The sequence below is a fragment of the Candidatus Brevundimonas phytovorans genome, assembly GCA_029203145.1.
Classification (GTDB): Bacteria; Pseudomonadota; Alphaproteobacteria; order Caulobacterales; family Caulobacteraceae; genus Brevundimonas; species Brevundimonas phytovorans.
The window spans coordinates 2,229,686-2,247,380 of sequence record CP119309.1; the positions used below are offsets into that span (position 1 = coordinate 2,229,686).

The following is a 17,695-nucleotide window of genomic DNA, read 5'->3' on the forward strand; positions in this document are numbered from 1 at the left end:
CCTCGTGCGCCGCCTCGCCCTCATCCTGAGCTTCGGCTTGTCGATGGCGGGCGGCGCAACCGCCCTCGCCGAGACGGCCGGGGCCCAAGCGACCGCCCCCGTGGCGGTCGAGACGCCCATCGTTATCGGCCAGTCCTACGCCCTGCCCTCCGCCGTCATGGGCCAAACGCGCGAGATCAACGTCTGGCTGCCGCCCGGCTATGAGCGCAGCGGCCAGACCTATCCGGTACTCTACGTCCTCGACGGCGGTCAGGATCAGGACTTCCACCACATCTCGGGCATCGCCCAGCTGGGGACCATCGTCGGCACCACCCGCGACGTCATCGTGGTGGGCATCGCCTCGGTCGACCGCCGCAACGAGTTGGCCCTGCCGACCGACAACGCCGAACTCATCGCCCGCTATCCGACCCAAGGGCAGTCCGACCGCTTCCGTCGTTTCGTGTCCGACGAAGTCATGCCCTTCATCGAAGGCCGCTTCCGCACCAGCGGCGAGACGGCCCTGATGGGCGAGTCCCTGGCCGGGCTCTTCGTGGTCGAGACCTTCCTGAAGGAACCGCAGATGTTCGACGCCTATGTCGCCGTCAGCCCCAGCCTGTGGTGGGACGGCGGCCAGCTGGCGCGGCAGTCGGGGGCGCATCTGCGCGACCACGCCAACGATCCGCGCACCCTGATCCTGACGCTCGGCGACGAGGGCGAGGAGATGCAGGCGCCGATGGATGTCCTGACCGCCAACCTGCGCGATCACGCCCTGCCCGGCGTCAAATGGGATTTCACCCCGCGCCCGACCGAGAGCCACGCCAGCATCTATCACGGCGCCGCTCTGGACGCCTTCCGCCGCCTCTATGCGGTTCCTGCACCATGAGCCATCTCGGCGCCGTCAGCCTGCTGGTCCGCGACTATGACGAGGCCATCGCCTTCTTCGTCGGCAGGCTGGGCTTCGAGCTCAGCGAAGACACCGACATGGGCGGCGGCAAGCGCTGGGTCCGCGTTACGCCCAAAGGGGGCCAGACCTCCCTGCTGCTGGCCCGCGCCGCGACGCCTAGCCAAGTCGCCCAGATCGGCGATCAGGCGGGCGGCCGCGTCTGGCTGTTCCTTTACACCGACGACCTGATGCGCGACCACGCCGCCTGGCTGGACGCCGGCGTCGTCTTCCGCGAAACGCCCCGTCACGAGGCCTATGGCAAGGTGGTGGTCTTCGAAGACCTCTACGGCAACGCCTGGGACCTGATCGAACCCGCTACCGGAGCCTGAGCCCATGAAGATCGGCACGCCGCTTACCGACCACGCCACGCGCGTCATGCTGCTCGGCTCGGGCGAGCTGGGCAAGGAGGTGGCTATCGAGCTGCAGCGTCTGGGCGCCGAGGTGATCGCGGTGGACCGCTACCCCAACGCCCCGGCCATGCAGGTGGCGCACCGCAGCCACGTCATTCCGATGACCGATCCCCAGGTGCTGAACGGCCTGATCATGGCCGAGGCCCCGCACATCATCGTGCCGGAAATCGAGGCCATCGCCACCGAGGTTCTGGCGGCCGTCGAGGCGGCGGGGCTGGCCCGCGTCATCCCCACCGCCCGCGCCACCCAGCTGACCATGAACCGCGAGGGCATCCGCCGTCTGGCCGCCGAGGAACTGGGCCTGCCGACCAGCCCCTACGCCTTTGCGGGCAGCGCCGAGGAACTGGCGGCGGGGGCCGAGGCCGTCGGCTTCCCCTGCTTCGTCAAGCCGGTGATGTCGTCCTCGGGCAAGGGCCAGTCCTATGTCGAGAGCGCCGATCAGGTCGCCGAGGCCTGGACCTATGCGCAAGGCTCGGGCCGGGTCGCGGGCGGACGGGTCATCGTCGAGGGCCGCATCGACTTCGACTATGAGATCACCCTGCTGACCGTGCGGTCGCTGCGCGACGGCGCGGTGCGCACGGACTTCTGCGCCCCCATCGGCCATCGCCAGCAGAAGGGCGACTATGTCGAAAGCTGGCAGCCGCAGATCATGAGCGAGGCTGCGCTGAAGGCCGCGCAGGACATCGCCGGCAAGGTGACCGACGCCCTGGGCGGCCTCGGCGTCTTCGGCGTCGAACTGTTCGTGACCGGTGACAAGGTCTGGTTCTCCGAGGTCTCGCCGCGCCCGCACGACACCGGCCTGGTGACGCTGGCGACCCAGACCATGAGCGAGTTCGCCCTGCACGCCCGCGCCATCCTCGGCCTGCCGGTGGACGTCACCCTGCGCGAGCCGGGCGCCAGCGCCGTCATCTATGGCGGCCTGGAGGCCGAGGGCGTGGTCTATGAAGGCGTGGCCGAGGCCCTGTCGGCGCCAACCATCGACCTGCGCCTGTTCGGCAAGCCCGAGGCCTTTGAGCGCCGCCGCATGGGCGTGGCGCTCGCCCGCGGCTCGGACACGGATCAGGCGCGCCAGCGGGCGACCGAGGCGGCCAGCAAGGTTCGCGTCGTCAAACCCTGAAAATCCGCTGCAAAGCTTGCCCTGACTGTAAAATAAAGGCGCCGACCTTCGACTTTAGTCGGTTGTCGTCGAGCCCCTAATGGGTCCAGAAATGCCGAAAGGTCGCAGCCTAGTCGACCCGGAGGACCGTTCGTCATGGGCAAGCTCAAGACCGCGCTGATTTTTGGCGCCATCGCCATTCTGGGGGCGATCGCCCTCGCCGTCATCGCCCTGCATCAGGGCGAGAGCATCAGCGCCGTCTGGATCGTGGTGGCGGCGCTTTGCGTCTACGCCATCGCCTACCGCTTCTACGCCCGCTACCTGGCCGGAAAGGTCATGGGGCTGAACGCGAAACGGCCCACGCCCGCGGTGCGGCATAACGACGGGCTGGACTATGTTCCCACGCCCCGCAACGTCCTGTTCGGCCACCATTTCGCGGCCATCGCGGGCGCAGGGCCTCTGGTCGGGCCGGTGCTGGCGGCGCAGATGGGCTATCTGCCCGGCGTCCTGTGGATTCTGGTCGGCGCGGTTCTGGCCGGGGCGGTGCAGGACATGATGGTCCTGTTCATGTCCACCCGCCGCGACGGTCGCTCGCTGGGCGACATGGTCCGCACCGAAATGGGCCCCATCCCCGGCATCATCGCCCAGGTCGGCGTGCTGATGATCATGGTCATCATTCTGGCGGTTCTGGCTCTGGTCGTGGTCAAGGCCCTGGCTGAAAGCCCGTGGGGCACCTTCACGGTGGCCGCCACCATTCCCATCGCCGTCTTCATGGGCCTCTACACCCGCTATCTGCGGCCCGGCCGCGTGGGCGAGGTCTCGGTCATCGGCGTGGTGCTGCTGATCCTCGCCATCATCGGCGGCGGTCATATCGCAGCTGATCCCTTCTGGGGTCCGGCCTTCACCCTGTCGGGCACCACCCTGGCCATCGCCATGATGGCCTATGGCTTCGTCGCCTCGGTCATTCCGGTCTGGCTGCTGCTGGCGCCGCGCGACTACCTGTCCACCTTCCTGAAGATCGGCGCCATCCTGGCCCTGGCCGTCGGCATCCTGATCGTGCGCCCCCACGTGCAGATGCCCGCCATCACCCCCTTCATCGACGGCAGCGGCCCGGTCTTCGCCGGCGCCCTCTTCCCCTTCCTCTTCATCACGATTGCTTGCGGCGCCGTCTCGGGCTTCCACGCCCTGATCTCCTCGGGCACCACGCCCAAGCTGCTGGAGAACGAGAACCAGATCCCGCTGATCGGCTATGGCGCCATGCTGTGTGAGAGCTTCGTGGCCATCATGGCCCTGATCGCCGCCACCGTGCTGGACCCGGCCGTCTACTTCGCCATGAACAGCCCGGTCTCGGTCATCGGCGACAACGCCGCCTCCGCCGCCGCCGCCGTGGCCCAGTGGGGCTTCCACATCACTCCGGCTGAACTGGAGCAACTGGCCCGCGACGTGGGCGAGCACTCCATCCTGTCGCGTGCGGGCGGCGCCCCGACCCTGGCCGTCGGCATGGCCCACATCCTGTCGGGCATCATCGGCGGCAAGGCCATGATGGCCTTCTGGTACCACTTCGCCATCCTGTTCGAGGCCCTGTTCATCCTGACCACGGTCGACGCCGGCACCCGCGTCTGCCGCTTCATGATCCAGGACCTGCTGGGCGTGGCCGTGCCGAAAATGCGCGAGACCAAGTCCTGGACCGCCAACGTCGTGGCCACGGCCCTGACGGTCAGCCTGTGGGGCTACTTCCTCTACACCGGCGTGGTCGATCCCCTGGGCGGCATCAACAGCCTGTGGCCGCTGTTCGGCATCGCCAACCAGATGCTGGCCGCCGTCGCCCTGATCCTGGGCACCGTCGTCCTGTTCAAGATGAAGCGCGAGCGCTTCGCCTGGGCCACGGCCATCCCGGCGGTCTGGCTGCTGATCTGCACCCTGACGGCGGGCTTCCAGAAGCTGCTGCACCCCGACGTCAAGATCGGCTTTCTGGCCCATGCCCGGAAGTATCAGGACGCCCTGACCGCCGGCGACCTGCTGGCCCCGGCCAAGACGGCGGGCGACATGCACCGGATCATCATCAACGACTACGTCAACTCGGCCCTGACGGCGGGCTTCCTGTTCGTGGTCCTGACCATGGTGGTCTATGGCGTCCGCGCCTGCCTCAAGGCCCGCCAGAACAGCCAGCCCACCGTGGTCGAGCAGCCCGCCGCCCATGAGCTGACGCTGGAGGACGAAGCCATGGACACGGCCCGTGCCTAGACCCTCTGCCCCGGCTGACAACGCAGACCTGCTCTGCGTCTGCCGCGACACACTGGTGCGGTGGGGCAAGGACGCCCGCCGCACCGCCAGCCTCATGGTCGGCCAGCCCGACTATGAGGTCTATGTCGCCCACGCCGAGGCGACGCATCCCGACCAGCCGCCGCTGGACCGCACCGCCTTCTTCCGCCTGCATGAGCAGAGACGCTTCGGCGCGGGCGGCGCTTTCCGCTGCTGCTGACAGCCCGACGGTTACGTCCGAACACACCTTGTTATGGCGACGGGGTTGAATCACAGCGCCGATCGTCCGAGTAAGGCTCCCAATCGAAATCGCCCTTGCTCAGGAGACCTCCCCCATGACCGTTCGCGTCGCCATTAACGGCTTCGGCCGCATCGGCCGCCTCGTGCTTCGCTCGATCGTCGAGCATGGCCGCACGGACATCGAGGTCGTGGCGATCAACGACCTGGGCCCGGTCGAGACCAACGCCCACCTGCTGCGCTATGACTCGGTGCACGGTCGCTTCCCCGGCACCGTGACCTCGGGCGAGGACTGGATCGACGTCGGCACGGGCAAGATCAAGGTCACCGCCGAGCGCGACCCGGCCAACCTGCCCCACGCCGAGCTGAAGGTGGACATCGCCTTCGAATGCACCGGCATCTTCACCTCCAAGGACAAGGCCTCGGCCCACCTGAAGGCCGGCGCCAAGCGCGTCCTGGTCTCGGCCCCCGCCGACAACGCCGACAAGACCATCGTCTTCAAGGTCAACCATGAGACCCTGACCGCCGACGACATCGTCGTCTCGAACGGCTCGTGCACCACCAACGCCCTGGCCCCGGTGGCCAAGGTGCTGAACGACCTGTTCGGCATCGAGCGCGGCTACATGACCACCATCCACGCCTACACCGGCGACCAGCCCACGCTGGATACGATGCACAAGGACCCGTACCGCGGTCGCGCCGCCGGCCTGTCGATGATCCCGACCTCGACCGGCGCCGCCAAGGCCCTGGGCCTGGTCCTGCCGGAACTGAAGGGCAAGCTGGACGGCTCGTCGATCCGCGTCCCGACCCCGAACGTCTCGGTCGTCGACCTGAAGGTCGTCGCCGGTCGTGAAGTCACGGTCGAGGAAATCAACGCCGCCCTGCAAGCCGCCGCCGACGGCGCCATGAAGGGCGTTCTGGCCACGACGACCGACCCGCTGGTCTCCATCGACCTGAACCACATTGCGGCTTCGTCCACCGCCGCCCTGCCGCAAACCCAGGTCGTCGACGGCAAGCTGGCCCGCGTCCTGACCTGGTACGACAACGAGTGGGGCTTCGCGACCCGCATGGCCGACACCGCCCTGGTGATGGCCAAGTTCCTGTAATGCGAAGCAGAGCAGTTCTCCTCGCCGTTACCTTTCTTGGGCTAACGTGCGGGGAGGCTGCCCTAGCTGATGATTCCACCAAGATCGCTGGCATCAGAATCGGCGATGAACGTAGCGTTGCACTTAGGATCCTCGGCGCAGGCACATCAGTTGCAGCCCTAGAACAGGGATGGGGTGATGAGGTCGCGTGGAACAGTCATGGGACTAGCATCCAGATTTGCAAAAATCGGGTGGTTGCAGTCAGCCAAGACCTTCCGGGCGGGTTCCATGAATTCACCCGCTTGGTGAAAGGTGAGAGTGACATCAGAGGCACCCCCTTGATGGATACTCTCAATGGTCTCTCGCAGAGCGGAGAAAACAGCACTCTGGCGGCCCGATGGTCCGCGGGTGGCAACGTCTTCCGCCTTGCGATCTGGGTGAGCAACCAAAGCCCGCCTAAAATTTCTAAACAAATCCATTGGACCGAAGCCTGTCTCGATAGGCAAAGCGAGTAGAGCATGACCTTCCGCACCCTCGACGATGCCGCTGACCTGTCCGGCCGGACCGCTCTGGTCCGCGTGGACTTCAACGTGCCGATGGAGGGGGGCAAGGTCACGGACGACACCCGTCTGAAGGCCGCCCTGCCGACCATCCACCGCCTGCGCGAGGCGGGCGCCAAGGTGGTGCTGCTGGCCCACTTCGACCGTCCCAAGGGCGAGCGCGTGCCGTCGATGAGCCTGCGCCCCGTGGTCGAGCCGCTGGAACTGCTGCTGCACGGCCCCGTCCGTTTCGCCGACGACTGCGTGGGCGCTGAGGCCAAGGCGGCCGTGGCCGACCTCGACGCGGGCGGCGTGCTGCTGCTGGAGAACGTCCGCTTCCACAAGGGCGAGGAAAAGAACGACCCGGCCTTCGCCGCCCAACTGGCCGAACTGGGCGACCTCTACGTCAACGACGCCTTCTCGGCCGCGCACCGCGCCCACGCCTCGACGGAAGGGTTGGCCCGCCTGCTGCCCGCCTACGCCGGTTGCGCCATGGCCCGCGAACTCTCGGCGCTCGACGCCGCTCTCGGCAGCCCGCAGAAGCCCGTCATCGGCATCGTCGGCGGCGCCAAGGTCTCGACCAAGCTGGACCTGCTGAAGAACCTGGTCGCCAAGCTGGACTACCTGGCCATCGGCGGCGGCATGGCCAACACCTTCCTGCACGCCCAGGGCGTCGATGTCGGCGGTTCGCTCTGTGAAAAAGACCTGGCCGCCACCGCGCTCGAGATCATCGAGGAAGCCCGTCAGAAGGGCTGTGAGCTGCTGCTGCCGGTCGATGTCGTGGTGGCCAAGGGCGTCAAGCCGGGCATCGAGTCTGGCGTGCGCGCCCTGGACCGCATCGCCAGCGACGACCTGATCCTGGACGCCGGTCCTGAAACCGTCGCCCGCCTGGCCCGCGCCATGGACCTGTCGAAGACCCTGATCTGGAACGGCCCGCTCGGCGTGTTCGAGGTCCCGCCCTTCGACAAGGCCACCGTGGCCGCCGCCCAGCACGCCGCTGAACTGGCCAAGGCCGGCAAGCTGGTCGCCGTTGCCGGGGGCGGCGACACCGTCTCGGCCCTGAACCACGCCGGCACGGCCGACGACATGACCTTCGTCTCCACCGCGGGCGGCGCCTTCCTGGAATGGATGGAAGGCAAGGTCCTGCCGGGCGTCGAGGCCCTGCGGGTCTGACCGGCCTCTAGCGCGCGGCGCCCGGTCGTCGCGCGCCGCCGCCGGGATAGGGATTATCGCAGGCGTCGCGCCCTGCGGCCTCGGCTGGCGAAGCGCTGCAAACCGGCAGATCGCAGCGCGACGACTGACGGCAGGCGCTCTGCGTCATACCTTGCGCCGTGCCCCGCCAGTCCATGCTGACGCCCTGAGCGCACCCGGACAGAAGCGGCGTCAAGACCGCAATGATTGCCATTCGTCGCATACCCTACCCTCGACAGACCTGCGTTATGCAACGCCTGCCGCATCTCGCCCTGATTGGCAAGGCGGGGCCGCATTGGTCCTGTAACCCGGCGTGACTTCCTCGCCCCTCCGGGCTAAAGCCTCGCAAAACAATATCGGTTCAGGAGACTACCCATGGCGCGCATCACGCTGCGACAGCTGCTCGACCACGCGGCGGAACATGACTACGGCCTGCCCGCCTACAACATCAACAACATGGAGCAGGGTCTGGCGATCATGGAGGCGGCCCACGAGGTCAACGCCCCGGTCATCATCCAGGCCTCGCGCGGCGCCCGCAGCTACGCCAACGACATCATCCTGGCCAAGCTGATCGACGGCCTGGCCGAGCTCTATCCGCACATCCCGGTCTGCATGCACCAGGACCACGGCAACGGCCCGGCGACCTGCGCCACCGCCATCCAGTACGGCTTCACCTCGGTGATGATGGACGGCTCGCTGGAAGAAGACGCCAAGACCCCCGCCTCGTATGAATACAACGTCGACGTCACCCGTCGCGTCACCGAGATGGCCCACTCCTGCGGCGTCTCGGTCGAGGGTGAACTGGGCGTGCTCGGCTCGCTGGAAACCGGCATGGGCGAGGCCGAAGACGGCCACGGCTTCGAAGGCAAGCTGGACCACTCGCAACTGCTGACCGACCCGGATCAGGCCGTCGACTTCGTCAAGGCCACCAAGGTCGACGCCCTCGCTATCGCCATGGGCACCTCGCACGGCGCCTACAAGTTCACGCGCCAGCCCGACGGCGACGTCCTGGCCATGAACGTGATCGAGGAAATCCACCGCCGCCTGCCCAACACCCACCTGGTGATGCACGGCTCGTCCTCGGTGCCGCAGGACCTGCAGGACATCATCAACGCCTACGGCGGTCAGATGCCCCAGACCTGGGGCGTGCCGGTCGAAGAGATCCAGCGCGGCATCAAGCACGGCGTGCGCAAGATCAACATCGACACCGACAACCGCATGGCCATCACCGGCGCCATCCGCAAGGTTCTGGCCGAGAAGCCCAGCGAGTTCGATCCGCGCGCCTATCTGAAGCCCGCCAAGGAAGCCATGCGCAAGCTGTGCATCGAGCGCTACCAGCAGTTCGGCTGCGAAGGCCAGGCGTCCAAGATCAAGCCCCTGTCCACCGCCCAGATGGCCAAGCGCTACGCCGCCGGCGAACTGGACCCGCGCATCGGCTGATCAGCTCATCGCCGCCCGCTCTCGATCCTCCCCCGCTTGCGGGGGAGGGGGACCACATAGTGGTGGAGGGGGCGGCCACAGACGCAGCGTTCAATAGCAGGAGGCGACGCCAGACCTCGCCCCCTCCACCATGCTGCGCATGGTCCCCCTCCCCCGTTGCGCTACGCTCCTCGGGGGAGGATTAGTCGCTCTTTGATCACCACACCCCGTAGCGCCCGCCGACGGCGCCGATCACCGCCCGCGCCTCGATTTCGGCGTAGCGCAGTTCTTCCTCGGCCTGTCGCGCATCGCGGCGCGCCTCCTGAAGTTCGCCGCGCACCTCGCGGATACGCTCGCGAATGCGCTCGCGCTGCTCGTCCGTCAGGCCGTCCTGCCGCAGTTCGCGCTGCTTGGCCTCCAGCTTGTCCTCGCGGTCGTTGATCCGGCTGACGGCCGCGTTCAGCGCGCTTTCCGCCGAGGACACCGCCTGCTCGACGACATAGATTCGCCGTCCGTCCTGATAGGCCGGCAGGAAGTCACGCTCTTCGGCAAGCGAGCAGACCCCGCCATAGCTGTTCCCCTGCCGCCCCTGCCGGAAACCGCTCTCCCAGGTGCAATAGGTCCGCAGTCCGTCGTCCCGCGCCGAAAGATAGGCGCTCATGTTCGGCGCCACCCCATACTTGGCGCAAGCCTTGGCATGGTCGTCCACGCGACTGACCTGATGCCCCGCCGCCCCGTCGCGCCAACCCTGCCCGCCCCAGTCGCCGACCAGGCACTGGTCCTCGCTCATGGTGGCGCAACCCGACAGCAGAACCACGCCCGTAGCGGCGACAGCGGCGGCGATCAAAAACTTCATCCCGGCCTCTCCCAAGGCATTTCGAGCTGCGACCAAGGACCGATGAAGCCTCGCCCCGCAAGCCATGCTATTTCGCCCTATGGCCGATGAACCCTTGCTGACGGAAGACGACGACGCAGAAATGCTTGAGGCGCGCATCGACGCGCCCGGCGTCCGTCTCGACAAGGCCCTGGCCGCCGCCTTCCCCACCCTTTCGCGCGCCCGGCTTCAGGCCTTGCTGGCCGAGGGCGCCGTGCGCCGCGACGGCCAGCCGATCACCAGCGGTTCGGCCAAGGCGCAGGCCGGCCTCTACGCTGTCATCATGCCGCCGGTCGTGGCCGCCACGCCCCAGCCCGAGGCCATCCCCCTGACGGTTCTGTTCGAGGACGCCGACCTGATCGTCATCGACAAGGCCCCCGGCATGGCCGCCCATCCGGCCCCCGGCTGCGAGACCGGCACCCTGGTCAACGCCCTCCTGGCCCACTGCGGCGACACCCTGTCAGGCATTGGCGGCGTGGCCCGCCCCGGCATCGTCCACCGCCTCGACAAGGACACCTCGGGCGTCATGGTCGCCGCCAAGTCCGACCGCGCCCACGCAGGGCTGTCCGCCCTGTTCGCCGCCCACGACATCGAGCGCACCTACATCGCCCTGACGCGCGGCGCGCCCTCCCCCGAGAAGGGCCGCATCCAGACCCAGATCGGCCGCTCCAACAGCGACCGCAAGAAGATGGCCGTACTCAAAAGCGGCGGTCGCGAGGCCATCACCGACTATGTGGTGCAGAAGACCTTCGGCCAGCCCGCCAAGGCCTCCAGCGCCCCGCTCGCCGCCCGCGTCGCCTGCACCCTGCACACCGGCCGCACCCACCAGATCCGCGTCCACCTGGCGTCCAAGGGTTCGCCCCTGCTCGGCGACCCCGTCTACGGCTCGGGCAGCCCCGCCGCCCCCGTCCGCGCCGCCGTCGCCGAGGTCGGCCTGACCCGCCAGGCCCTGCACGCCGCCGTCCTCGGCTTCGTCCACCCGGTGACGGGTCAGGCCCTGCGCTTCGAAACCGCCCCGCCCGAGGATATGCGGCGGCTGGAAGAACTTTTGTCAGCGCTGTGAAGCAACTCCCGGCAGCCACTATCGCCATGACGCTCCTGCTTTCGGCCTGCGGCGCCGCGCCCGAGCCTTGGCAGGGAAAGGCAGGCTCCGCACAGCCCAATGCCGCGGGTCTGGTTTCCCTGCCCTGCAACGGTTCGACGCCGCTCGAACCGACAGAAACCTACTACTGCCGCAAGGATCGGCACTTCATGCGCCCCGCCGCGCGTGACGCCCTCGTCGAATCAGCACGCTACATGGCCGACCTCTATCCCGGCGAGAAGCTGCGCTTCATGGATGCATCCGGCGCCGCAGGGATAACGCCCCTCCCGCCCCATCGCAGCCACGGCGACGGGCGCCAGATTGATCTGGCCCTCTATTACACCGACTCCGCCGGCAAGCCGCTTCAGCGCTTCCCCGATACGTCACGGTACGGCGGCTTCTGGCCCGCCGAACCGCCCCGGCCGGGTGAGGAGATCGCCTGCCCCGACGGCCGCAAGGGCTCGGCGGAGAAGCCCGATCCTCCTGCCGACCGGCCTTGGCGGCTGGACGAAGCCCGCACCTCGGCCCTGATCCGGCATCTGGCGGCGGACCCTCGCGTGAAACGGATTCTGATCGAACCGCATCTGGAACGCCGGCTGGGCTTCTGGGGCCACCCCAAACTTCGCTTCGCGGGATGCCAGGCGGCCCGCCACGACGACCATCTTCACGTGGATTTCCATTAAATCCCGGCGATTTGATCCGCAACACACACTGTGCTAATAAGCCTTCACCCGATACGGGTGGCTTGGGAGCCACAGTCACGCTCTCGTGTGACGATCCGCCTCTACACAAGGCGGCAACCCATACCCATCTGATCGGTTGAGGGGTGAGGCGATGGCGCACGCATGTGGTCAGAGCCGTGGCGCCTGCTCTTTGCTTTCGGTCGGAGGGACCACGTCTAATGGCTAACTCGACACTCGCGGTGATGTCGCCTGAACAGGGACTGTCGCGCTATCTCACGGAAATCCGCAAGTTTCCGATGCTCACCAAGGACGAGGAGTTCATGCTCGCCAAGCGTTGGAGCGAGCACCAGGACCCCGAAGCGGCCCACCGCCTCGTCACCTCTCACCTTCGTCTCGTGGCCAAGATCGCCATGGGGTATCGCGGCTACGGCCTGCCGATCGGCGAAGTGATTTCAGAGGGCAACGTCGGCCTGATGCAGGCCGTGAAGAAATTCGATCCCGACAAGGGCTTCCGCCTGGCCACCTACGCCATGTGGTGGATTCGCGCCTCGATTCAGGAATACATCCTGCGCTCCTGGTCGCTCGTGAAGATGGGCACCACCGCCGCGCAGAAGAAGCTCTTCTTCAACCTGCGCAAGGCCAAGAGCCAGATTTCTGCGTTTGAAGAGGGCGACCTGCGTCCCGAACACCTCGCCGCAATCGCCACCAAGCTGGGCGTGTCCGAGGAAGAAGTCACCAACATGAACCGCCGCCTCGGCGGCGACGCCTCGCTGAACGCGCCCCTGCGCGCCGACGGCGAAAGCGAGTGGCAGGACTGGCTGGCCGACGACAATGCGGTGTCTCAGGAAACGGCTCTGGCCGATTCCGAGGAAAAATCCATCCGCATGAGCCTGCTGGAAGAAGCCATGCAGGAACTGACCGAGCGCGAGAAGCACATCCTCACGGAACGCCGCCTCAAGGACGATCCCGTCACGCTGGAAGAACTCGCCGGCCAGTACGGCGTCAGCCGCGAACGCGTGCGTCAGATCGAGGTCCGCGCCTTCGAGAAACTGCAGAAAGCCATGCGCGCCGCCGCTGAAGAGCGGAATCTGGTCGACGCGTAAGCGCGCTCATAAATCTCACCCCTTCTCCCCTTGAGGGAGAAGGTGGCTCGCGCAGCGATACGGATGAGGGGTGTCAGCACTTCTTCAAGCCGTCGAAATAGCGCCGACAGCCCGATCCTCGCGTCCAGCGAGGATGAGGCGTTCCAGAATCGAACCGTCAGCCCGCCCGCGTCAGGCTATCGGGCGATGCCAGGGCCAGCACCGCCGCCACCGGCCCAGCCAGGATCGCCTTGGTCGGCGCACCCGCCGCCAAGGTCGTTTCCAGACCTGCCGCCGCAATGGCCAGCGAGGCGTCGCCCGTCTTGATGGCCAGGGCCTTCAGCGTCTCGGCCTGCTGCTTGATGGCGCGTACCGCCTGCATGGGATCGGTGTCGAACTGGGTCAGGGCCGAGTTCAGGATTCGCATCGCCTGATCCTTGACCGCCACAACCGCCTCGGCCGCCGACGCCGGCTTGTCCGCCTTGCGTTTGCCCGGCCCGGCATAGTCGTCGGAGTTGAAGCGGCGACGATCAGGCCCGATGTAGCCCACCGCCTCGACCCAGTCGCGCGGCTTGGTGGCCAGGTTCTCGACCCGACGGAACAGGTCGCCGCTGGTGAAGGGCTTCCTCAGAAACTCGTGAACGCCGGAATCCCGCGCGCCCTTTATGGTGCTGGCGGTGGCCTCGGCCGTAACCATGATGATCGGCACGCGGCGGCAGGACAGGCTGGAACGTCGGATACGTCGCGCCAGAGCCTCGCCGTCCAGTCGCGGTCCCGAACGCTCGGTCAGGATCAGCCCCGGCTCCATCTCGCGCGCCAGATCGATCACCCGCGCCTCATCGCTCTCGACCGCGACATCGCGCGATCCGAAGCCCTTCAGCAGGTCAGACAGCAGCCGCGCGGCCGCGGGATTGGGGTCGACGATCAGCACCCGGCGCACGACCGGGGCGATCTTCTGCATCGTCTTGGCGTCTAAAGCGAACACGGCTCGGCTCCATACTGGAGCCAAGAAAGTAAACTCAGGGGGTTAAGGGGCCGTTTCCCTTATCGGGACACCACCCCTCATCCGGGCCCTACCCCTGGAACGGGTCGCGCATCAGAATGGTGTCGTCCCGCTCGGGGCTGGTCGACAACAGGGCCACCGGCGCGCCGATCAGTTCCTCGATCCGGCGCACGTATTTCAGCGCATGGGCGTTCAGGTCCTTGAAGGTGCGGACCCCGGCCGTGCTTTCGCTCCAGCCTTCCAACTCCTCGAACACCGGCTCGGCCGAGGCCTGAGCCTTCAGGCTGGACGGCAGATAGTCCAGAACCTCGCCATTGATGCGATAACCGACGCAGATCTTCAGCGTCTTCAGACCATCCAGCACGTCCAGCTTGGTCAGGGCGATGCCGTCGATGCCGTTGATGGCCACCGACTGGCGCACCAGCACGGCGTCGAACCAGCCGCAGCGACGCGCCCGGCCCGTATTGACGCCGACCTCGCGGCCCACGGTGGCCAGGTGATGACCGACCTCGTCATTCAGCTCACAGGCGAAGGGGCCTTCGCCGACGCGGGTCGTATAGGCCTTCACGATGCCCAGCACATAGCCGACGCCGCGCGGACCGATGCCCGAACCCGCCGCCGCCTGACCGGCCACGGTGTTGGACGACGTCACATAGGGATAGGTGCCGTGATCCACGTCCAGGAAGGCGCCCTGCGCTCCCTCGAACAGCACGCGCTTGCCGTCCTTCTGGGCCTGATCCAGCACGCGCCAGGCCGGCTTCACATAGGGCAGGATCTTCGGCGCGATCTCCAGCAGTTGCGCCAGCAGCGCCGCCGGATCGATCGGCTCCAGCCCCAGCCCCGCACGCAGCGGATCGTGGTGCGAGCGCAGACGGTCGATCTTGATCTTCAGGTCGTCTTCGTTGGCCAGGTCGCAGACGCGGATGGCGCGACGGCCCACCTTGTCCTCATAGGCCGGGCCGATGCCGCGACCGGTCGTGCCGATCTTGGCGCCCGGCGCGCTGGCGGCTGCTTCGCGCGCCACGTCCAGGGCCGGGTGGATCGGCAGGATCAGACAGGCGTTGTCGGCGATGGTCAGGATGTCGGGGCTGATGGCCACGCCCTGGGCGACGATCTTCTCGATCTCGCCGACCAGATGCCAGGGATCGACGACCACGCCGTTGCCGATGATCGAGGGCTTGCCCTGCACCACGCCCGAAGGCAGCAGCGCCAGCTTGTAGACCTTGCCGTCGACGACCAGCGTATGGCCGGCGTTATGACCGCCCTGGAACCGCACCACCATGTCGGCGCGATTGGACAGCCAGTCCACAATCTTGCCCTTGCCCTCGTCGCCCCATTGGGCGCCGACTACTGCGACGTTCGCCAAGATCGTTTCTCCGCAATCCAGAATGCGGTGGGAGCCTATAACCCCTGAATCGTCCGGAGTCGCCCCGACAGCGCAGATTTATGCGCTCAGTTCACTGACCGCCGTCGCAAACGCCCATTCCAGCCACGGGGTCGCATCCACCACGTCCGCCGTCTCGACCGTGCAACCGCACCACAGACGCAGGCCCGGCGGGGCGTAACGGTGCGGCTCCATGTCGAACACCGCGCCTTCGTCTTCCAGCAAGGCCTTGAACCGCTTCACAAACGCCTTCTGCCCCGCCTCGTCCATCGCCGCGATGCGCGCATCGGTGAACTTCAGGCAGACCGAGGTGGTCGAGCGGATTTCCGGGCGATCCGGCAGCATGGCGACCCATTCGGTCCGCTCCACCCATTCGGCCAGGGCGGCATAGTTTCGGTCGGTGCGGCGGATCAGCTCCGGCAAACCGCCCGCGCCCTTGGCCCACTCCAGAGCGTCGATCCAGTCCTCGATGGTCAGGATGGAATAGGTGTTGATCACCACCCCGTCCGCCAGGGTCCGATCAAAGCCGGTCTTGTCCGTCAGGCGCAGCAACTTGGGGATCGACCGCTCGGGCCGATAGGTATCCAGCCGCGCCACGGCGCGCGGCGACAGCACCATGACGCCGATGCCCGCCTCGCCGCCCAGCGCCTTCTGGAAGCTGAAGGTCGTCACATCCAGCTTGTCCCACGGCAGGTCCATGGCGAACGCCGCCGAGGTGGCGTCGCAGATGGTCAGCCCCTCGCGGTCGTCGGAAATCCAGTCTGCGTTATCCATGCGCACGCCCGACGTCGTGCCGTTCCACGGGAAGACCACGTCCTTCTTGGGATCGACGCGCGTCATGTCCGGCAACTCGCCCCAGGGCGCCGTCAGCACCTCGGGCTCCAGCTTCAGGTGATCCCGCACATCGGTCGCCCAGACCTGGCCGAAATTCTCATAGGCCACGACCTGCACCGGCCGCTCGCCCAGCATCCCCCACAGCGCCGCCTCGACCGCGCCCGTATCCGAGCCCGGCGTATAGAGCAGCACGTAATCCTCGGGCGGCGCCAGCACCTCCCGCGTCAGCCGCAAGCCGTAGGCGAACCGCTCCACCACCTCCGGCGCGCGGATGCCGCGTCCCAGCAGATTGGTCGGCAGGCCCGCCAGCGACCACCCCGGACGCTTGGCCGTCGGACCGGCGGAGAACCACGGGCGAGCAGGCTTGGCGTCAGGCTTGGCGATCATGGCGTCGTCGTTCCAGCTTGGGGAGGAGAGGTATGAAGTCGGCTCAGCGTCCGGGCTTATAGGGGCGCTTGTCGCGCCACTCGGTGGCGAACCGGATCAGGTCGTCGTCCGGCGTGTCCGGCAGCGTCACCACCAGCCTGGCCAACAGGTCCCCGCGCTTGCCCGCCGCATAGGCGCCGCGCGCCTTGAGCCGCAGAATCTTGCCGCTGTTCGAGCCCTTGGGAATGGTCATCATCACCGCGCCCTCAGGCGTCGGCACCTGGATCTTGCCGCCCAGCACCGCATCGGGCACCGACACCGGCAGGTCCATGGTCAGGTCCGCCCCGTCGCGCTTGAACACCGGGTGCGGCGCGATCTTCAGTTCGATCAGGGCGTCGCCCGCCTGACCGCCGCGTCCCGGCGCCCCCTGCCCCTTCAGCCGGATCACCTGGCCCTCGGACGCCCCCTTGGGAATGGCCACGTCCAGCATCCGCCCGTCCGAAAACTGGATGCGGCGCGTCGTCCCGGCGATGGCGTCTTCCAGACTGATGTCCAGCGTCGCCCGCACGTCCTGGCCCTTGCCGCCGCCGAAGCCGCCGCGCCCCGCCGTGCGCCCGCCGCCGCCAAAGGCGCCGAACAACTCCTCCAGGTCGATGTCCTCGAACCCGCCGCGACCGCCCGACCCGCCGAACCCGCCAAAGCCGCCCGAGCCGCCCGAGCGACCGCCGCCACCCGGCGGCGCGCGAAACTGCTCACGGCCGTCAGCGTCAATCTCGCCGCGATCATACTTGGCCCGTTTCTCGGCGTCGCCCAGCAGGTCAAAGGCCGCCGTGATGCGCTTGAACCGCTCCTCCGACACCTTGTCGCCGGGGTTCTTGTCCGGGTGCAGCTCCTTGGCGAGCTTGCGGAACGCCTTCTTGATCTCGTCCGCGCTCGCGCCCTTGGCTACGCCCAGTTCCTTGTAGGGATCGCCAGCCACGTCGAGTTCGCTCCAACATCAGTAAAAGACCAGAGCGTCAGTTAAGCCATGCGCCCCCCCGCTGGAAGGGGCAGCAGCACAAAGCCTCACCTTGCCCTTCTCCCCTAGGGGGAGAAGGTGGGCGCCGGAGGCGCTCGGATGAGGGGGCGTGTTCAGCAGGCTGGACGGCGACGATGAGCACGAAGCCAACGTCCCCCTCATCCGTTTCGCTCCGCGAGTCACCTTCTCCCCTCGGGGGAGAAGGACGC

General features: G+C 67.4%; 16 protein-coding genes. 11 read left to right on the forward strand and 5 right to left on the reverse strand.

Annotation, left to right across the window (positions count from 1 at the left end; all coding sequences use genetic code 11):
• Positions 1-4: 4 nt before the first annotated feature.
• The 8 genes from P0Y52_10960 (at position 5) to fba (ending at position 9,182) form a co-directional block, all read left to right on the forward strand.
• Positions 5-862, forward strand: a complete 858-nt coding sequence (locus tag P0Y52_10960; GenBank protein WEK57056.1) for an alpha/beta hydrolase-fold protein — start codon at positions 5-7, stop codon at positions 860-862.
• Complete coding sequence (locus tag P0Y52_10965) at positions 859-1,251, forward strand: VOC family protein (GenBank protein WEK57057.1); 393 nt, start codon at positions 859-861, stop codon at positions 1,249-1,251. The genes P0Y52_10960 and P0Y52_10965 overlap by 4 nt, the downstream gene beginning before the upstream one ends.
• Before the next feature lie 4 nt (positions 1,252-1,255).
• Positions 1,256-2,449: a formate-dependent phosphoribosylglycinamide formyltransferase gene (gene purT, locus P0Y52_10970; GenBank protein WEK57058.1), complete on the forward strand. Its 1,194-nt coding sequence runs from the start codon at positions 1,256-1,258 to the stop codon at positions 2,447-2,449.
• A gap of 135 nt (positions 2,450-2,584) precedes the next feature.
• Positions 2,585-4,672 carry a carbon starvation CstA family protein gene (locus P0Y52_10975; GenBank protein WEK57059.1) on the forward strand — a complete coding sequence of 696 codons (2,088 nt, stop codon included), beginning with the start codon at positions 2,585-2,587 and terminating at the stop codon, positions 4,670-4,672.
• The gene (locus P0Y52_10980; protein WEK57060.1) at positions 4,665-4,910 is read left to right on the forward strand and encodes a CstA-like transporter-associated (seleno)protein; all 246 of its coding nucleotides are present in this window, start codon (positions 4,665-4,667) and stop codon (positions 4,908-4,910) included. Before P0Y52_10975 ends, P0Y52_10980 begins: the two co-directional genes overlap by 8 nt.
• Positions 4,911-5,025: 115 nt before the next feature.
• The gene (gene gap, locus P0Y52_10985; protein WEK57061.1) at positions 5,026-6,033 is read left to right on the forward strand and encodes a type I glyceraldehyde-3-phosphate dehydrogenase; all 1,008 of its coding nucleotides are present in this window, start codon (positions 5,026-5,028) and stop codon (positions 6,031-6,033) included.
• A 497-nt stretch (positions 6,034-6,530) separates the two neighbouring features.
• Positions 6,531-7,724 carry a phosphoglycerate kinase gene (locus tag P0Y52_10990; GenBank protein ID WEK57062.1) on the forward strand — a complete coding sequence of 398 codons (1,194 nt, stop codon included), beginning with the start codon at positions 6,531-6,533 and terminating at the stop codon, positions 7,722-7,724.
• 393 nt (positions 7,725-8,117) lie between these two features.
• Entirely contained in the window at positions 8,118-9,182 is a 1,065-nt protein-coding gene (fba, locus tag P0Y52_10995) for a fructose-bisphosphate aldolase class II (protein WEK57063.1), read from the forward strand.
• A 196-nt stretch (positions 9,183-9,378) separates the two neighbouring features.
• On the opposite strand, the gene P0Y52_11000 is transcribed toward fba, so the two are convergent.
• The gene (locus P0Y52_11000; GenBank protein ID WEK57064.1) at positions 9,379-10,017 is read right to left on the reverse strand and encodes a DUF2799 domain-containing protein; all 639 of its coding nucleotides are present in this window, start codon (positions 10,015-10,017) and stop codon (positions 9,379-9,381) included.
• Between the two features lie 79 nt (positions 10,018-10,096).
• Here P0Y52_11000 and P0Y52_11005 point away from each other — a divergent pair, with 79 nt between their 5' ends.
• From P0Y52_11005 to rpoH, 3 genes are all read left to right on the forward strand, one after another.
• Entirely contained in the window at positions 10,097-11,098 is a 1,002-nt protein-coding gene (locus tag P0Y52_11005; GenBank protein ID WEK57065.1) for an RluA family pseudouridine synthase, read from the forward strand.
• 26 nt (positions 11,099-11,124) lie between these two features.
• A complete protein-coding gene (locus P0Y52_11010) occupies positions 11,125-11,799 on the forward strand; it encodes a hypothetical protein (GenBank protein WEK57066.1) in 675 nt (224 codons plus the stop codon).
• Between the two features lie 218 nt (positions 11,800-12,017).
• Positions 12,018-12,902, forward strand: a complete 885-nt coding sequence (gene rpoH / locus P0Y52_11015; GenBank protein ID WEK57067.1) for an RNA polymerase sigma factor RpoH — start codon at positions 12,018-12,020, stop codon at positions 12,900-12,902.
• 157 nt (positions 12,903-13,059) lie between these two features.
• Here rpoH and P0Y52_11020 read toward each other — a convergent pair whose 3' ends face one another.
• The 4 genes from P0Y52_11020 to P0Y52_11035 all read right to left on the reverse strand — a co-directional run bounded on the left by P0Y52_11020 (position 13,060) and on the right by P0Y52_11035 (position 17,447).
• Positions 13,060-13,866: a response regulator gene (locus P0Y52_11020; GenBank protein ID WEK57068.1), complete on the reverse strand. Its 807-nt coding sequence runs from the start codon at positions 13,864-13,866 to the stop codon at positions 13,060-13,062.
• Between the two features lie 88 nt (positions 13,867-13,954).
• Positions 13,955-15,250, reverse strand: coding sequence for an adenylosuccinate synthase (locus P0Y52_11025; GenBank protein WEK57069.1), 1,296 nt, complete (start codon positions 15,248-15,250; stop codon positions 13,955-13,957).
• Positions 15,251-15,328: 78 nt separating this feature from the next.
• Positions 15,329-16,489 (reverse strand): phosphoserine transaminase, encoded by a 1,161-nt coding sequence (locus P0Y52_11030; GenBank protein ID WEK57070.1) that lies wholly within the window; start codon positions 16,487-16,489, stop codon positions 15,329-15,331.
• Between the two features lie 43 nt (positions 16,490-16,532).
• Positions 16,533-17,447: a DnaJ C-terminal domain-containing protein gene (locus P0Y52_11035; GenBank protein WEK57071.1), complete on the reverse strand. Its 915-nt coding sequence runs from the start codon at positions 17,445-17,447 to the stop codon at positions 16,533-16,535.
• Positions 17,448-17,695: the final 248 nt, after the last annotated feature.

Bases quoted from the DNA above. Each gene is read 5' to 3' on its own strand.
- P0Y52_10975 (WEK57059.1), top strand. From the start codon at position 2,585: ATGGGCAAGCTCAAGACCGCGCTGATTTTTGGCGCCATCGCCATTCTG.
- purT (WEK57058.1), top strand. From the start codon at position 1,256: ATGAAGATCGGCACGCCGCTTACCGACCACGCCACGCGCGTCATGCTG.
- P0Y52_11005 (WEK57065.1), top strand. From the start codon at position 10,097: ATGGCCGATGAACCCTTGCTGACGGAAGACGACGACGCAGAAATGCTT.
- P0Y52_10965 (WEK57057.1), top strand. From the start codon at position 859: ATGAGCCATCTCGGCGCCGTCAGCCTGCTGGTCCGCGACTATGACGAG.
- fba (WEK57063.1), top strand. From the start codon at position 8,118: ATGGCGCGCATCACGCTGCGACAGCTGCTCGACCACGCGGCGGAACAT.
- gap (WEK57061.1), top strand. From the start codon at position 5,026: ATGACCGTTCGCGTCGCCATTAACGGCTTCGGCCGCATCGGCCGCCTC.
- P0Y52_11030 (WEK57070.1), bottom strand. From the start codon at position 16,489: ATGATCGCCAAGCCTGACGCCAAGCCTGCTCGCCCGTGGTTCTCCGCC.
- rpoH (WEK57067.1), top strand. From the start codon at position 12,018: ATGGCTAACTCGACACTCGCGGTGATGTCGCCTGAACAGGGACTGTCG.
- P0Y52_11000 (WEK57064.1), bottom strand. From the start codon at position 10,017: ATGAAGTTTTTGATCGCCGCCGCTGTCGCCGCTACGGGCGTGGTTCTG.
- P0Y52_10990 (WEK57062.1), top strand. From the start codon at position 6,531: ATGACCTTCCGCACCCTCGACGATGCCGCTGACCTGTCCGGCCGGACC.
- P0Y52_11010 (WEK57066.1), top strand. From the start codon at position 11,125: ATGACGCTCCTGCTTTCGGCCTGCGGCGCCGCGCCCGAGCCTTGGCAG.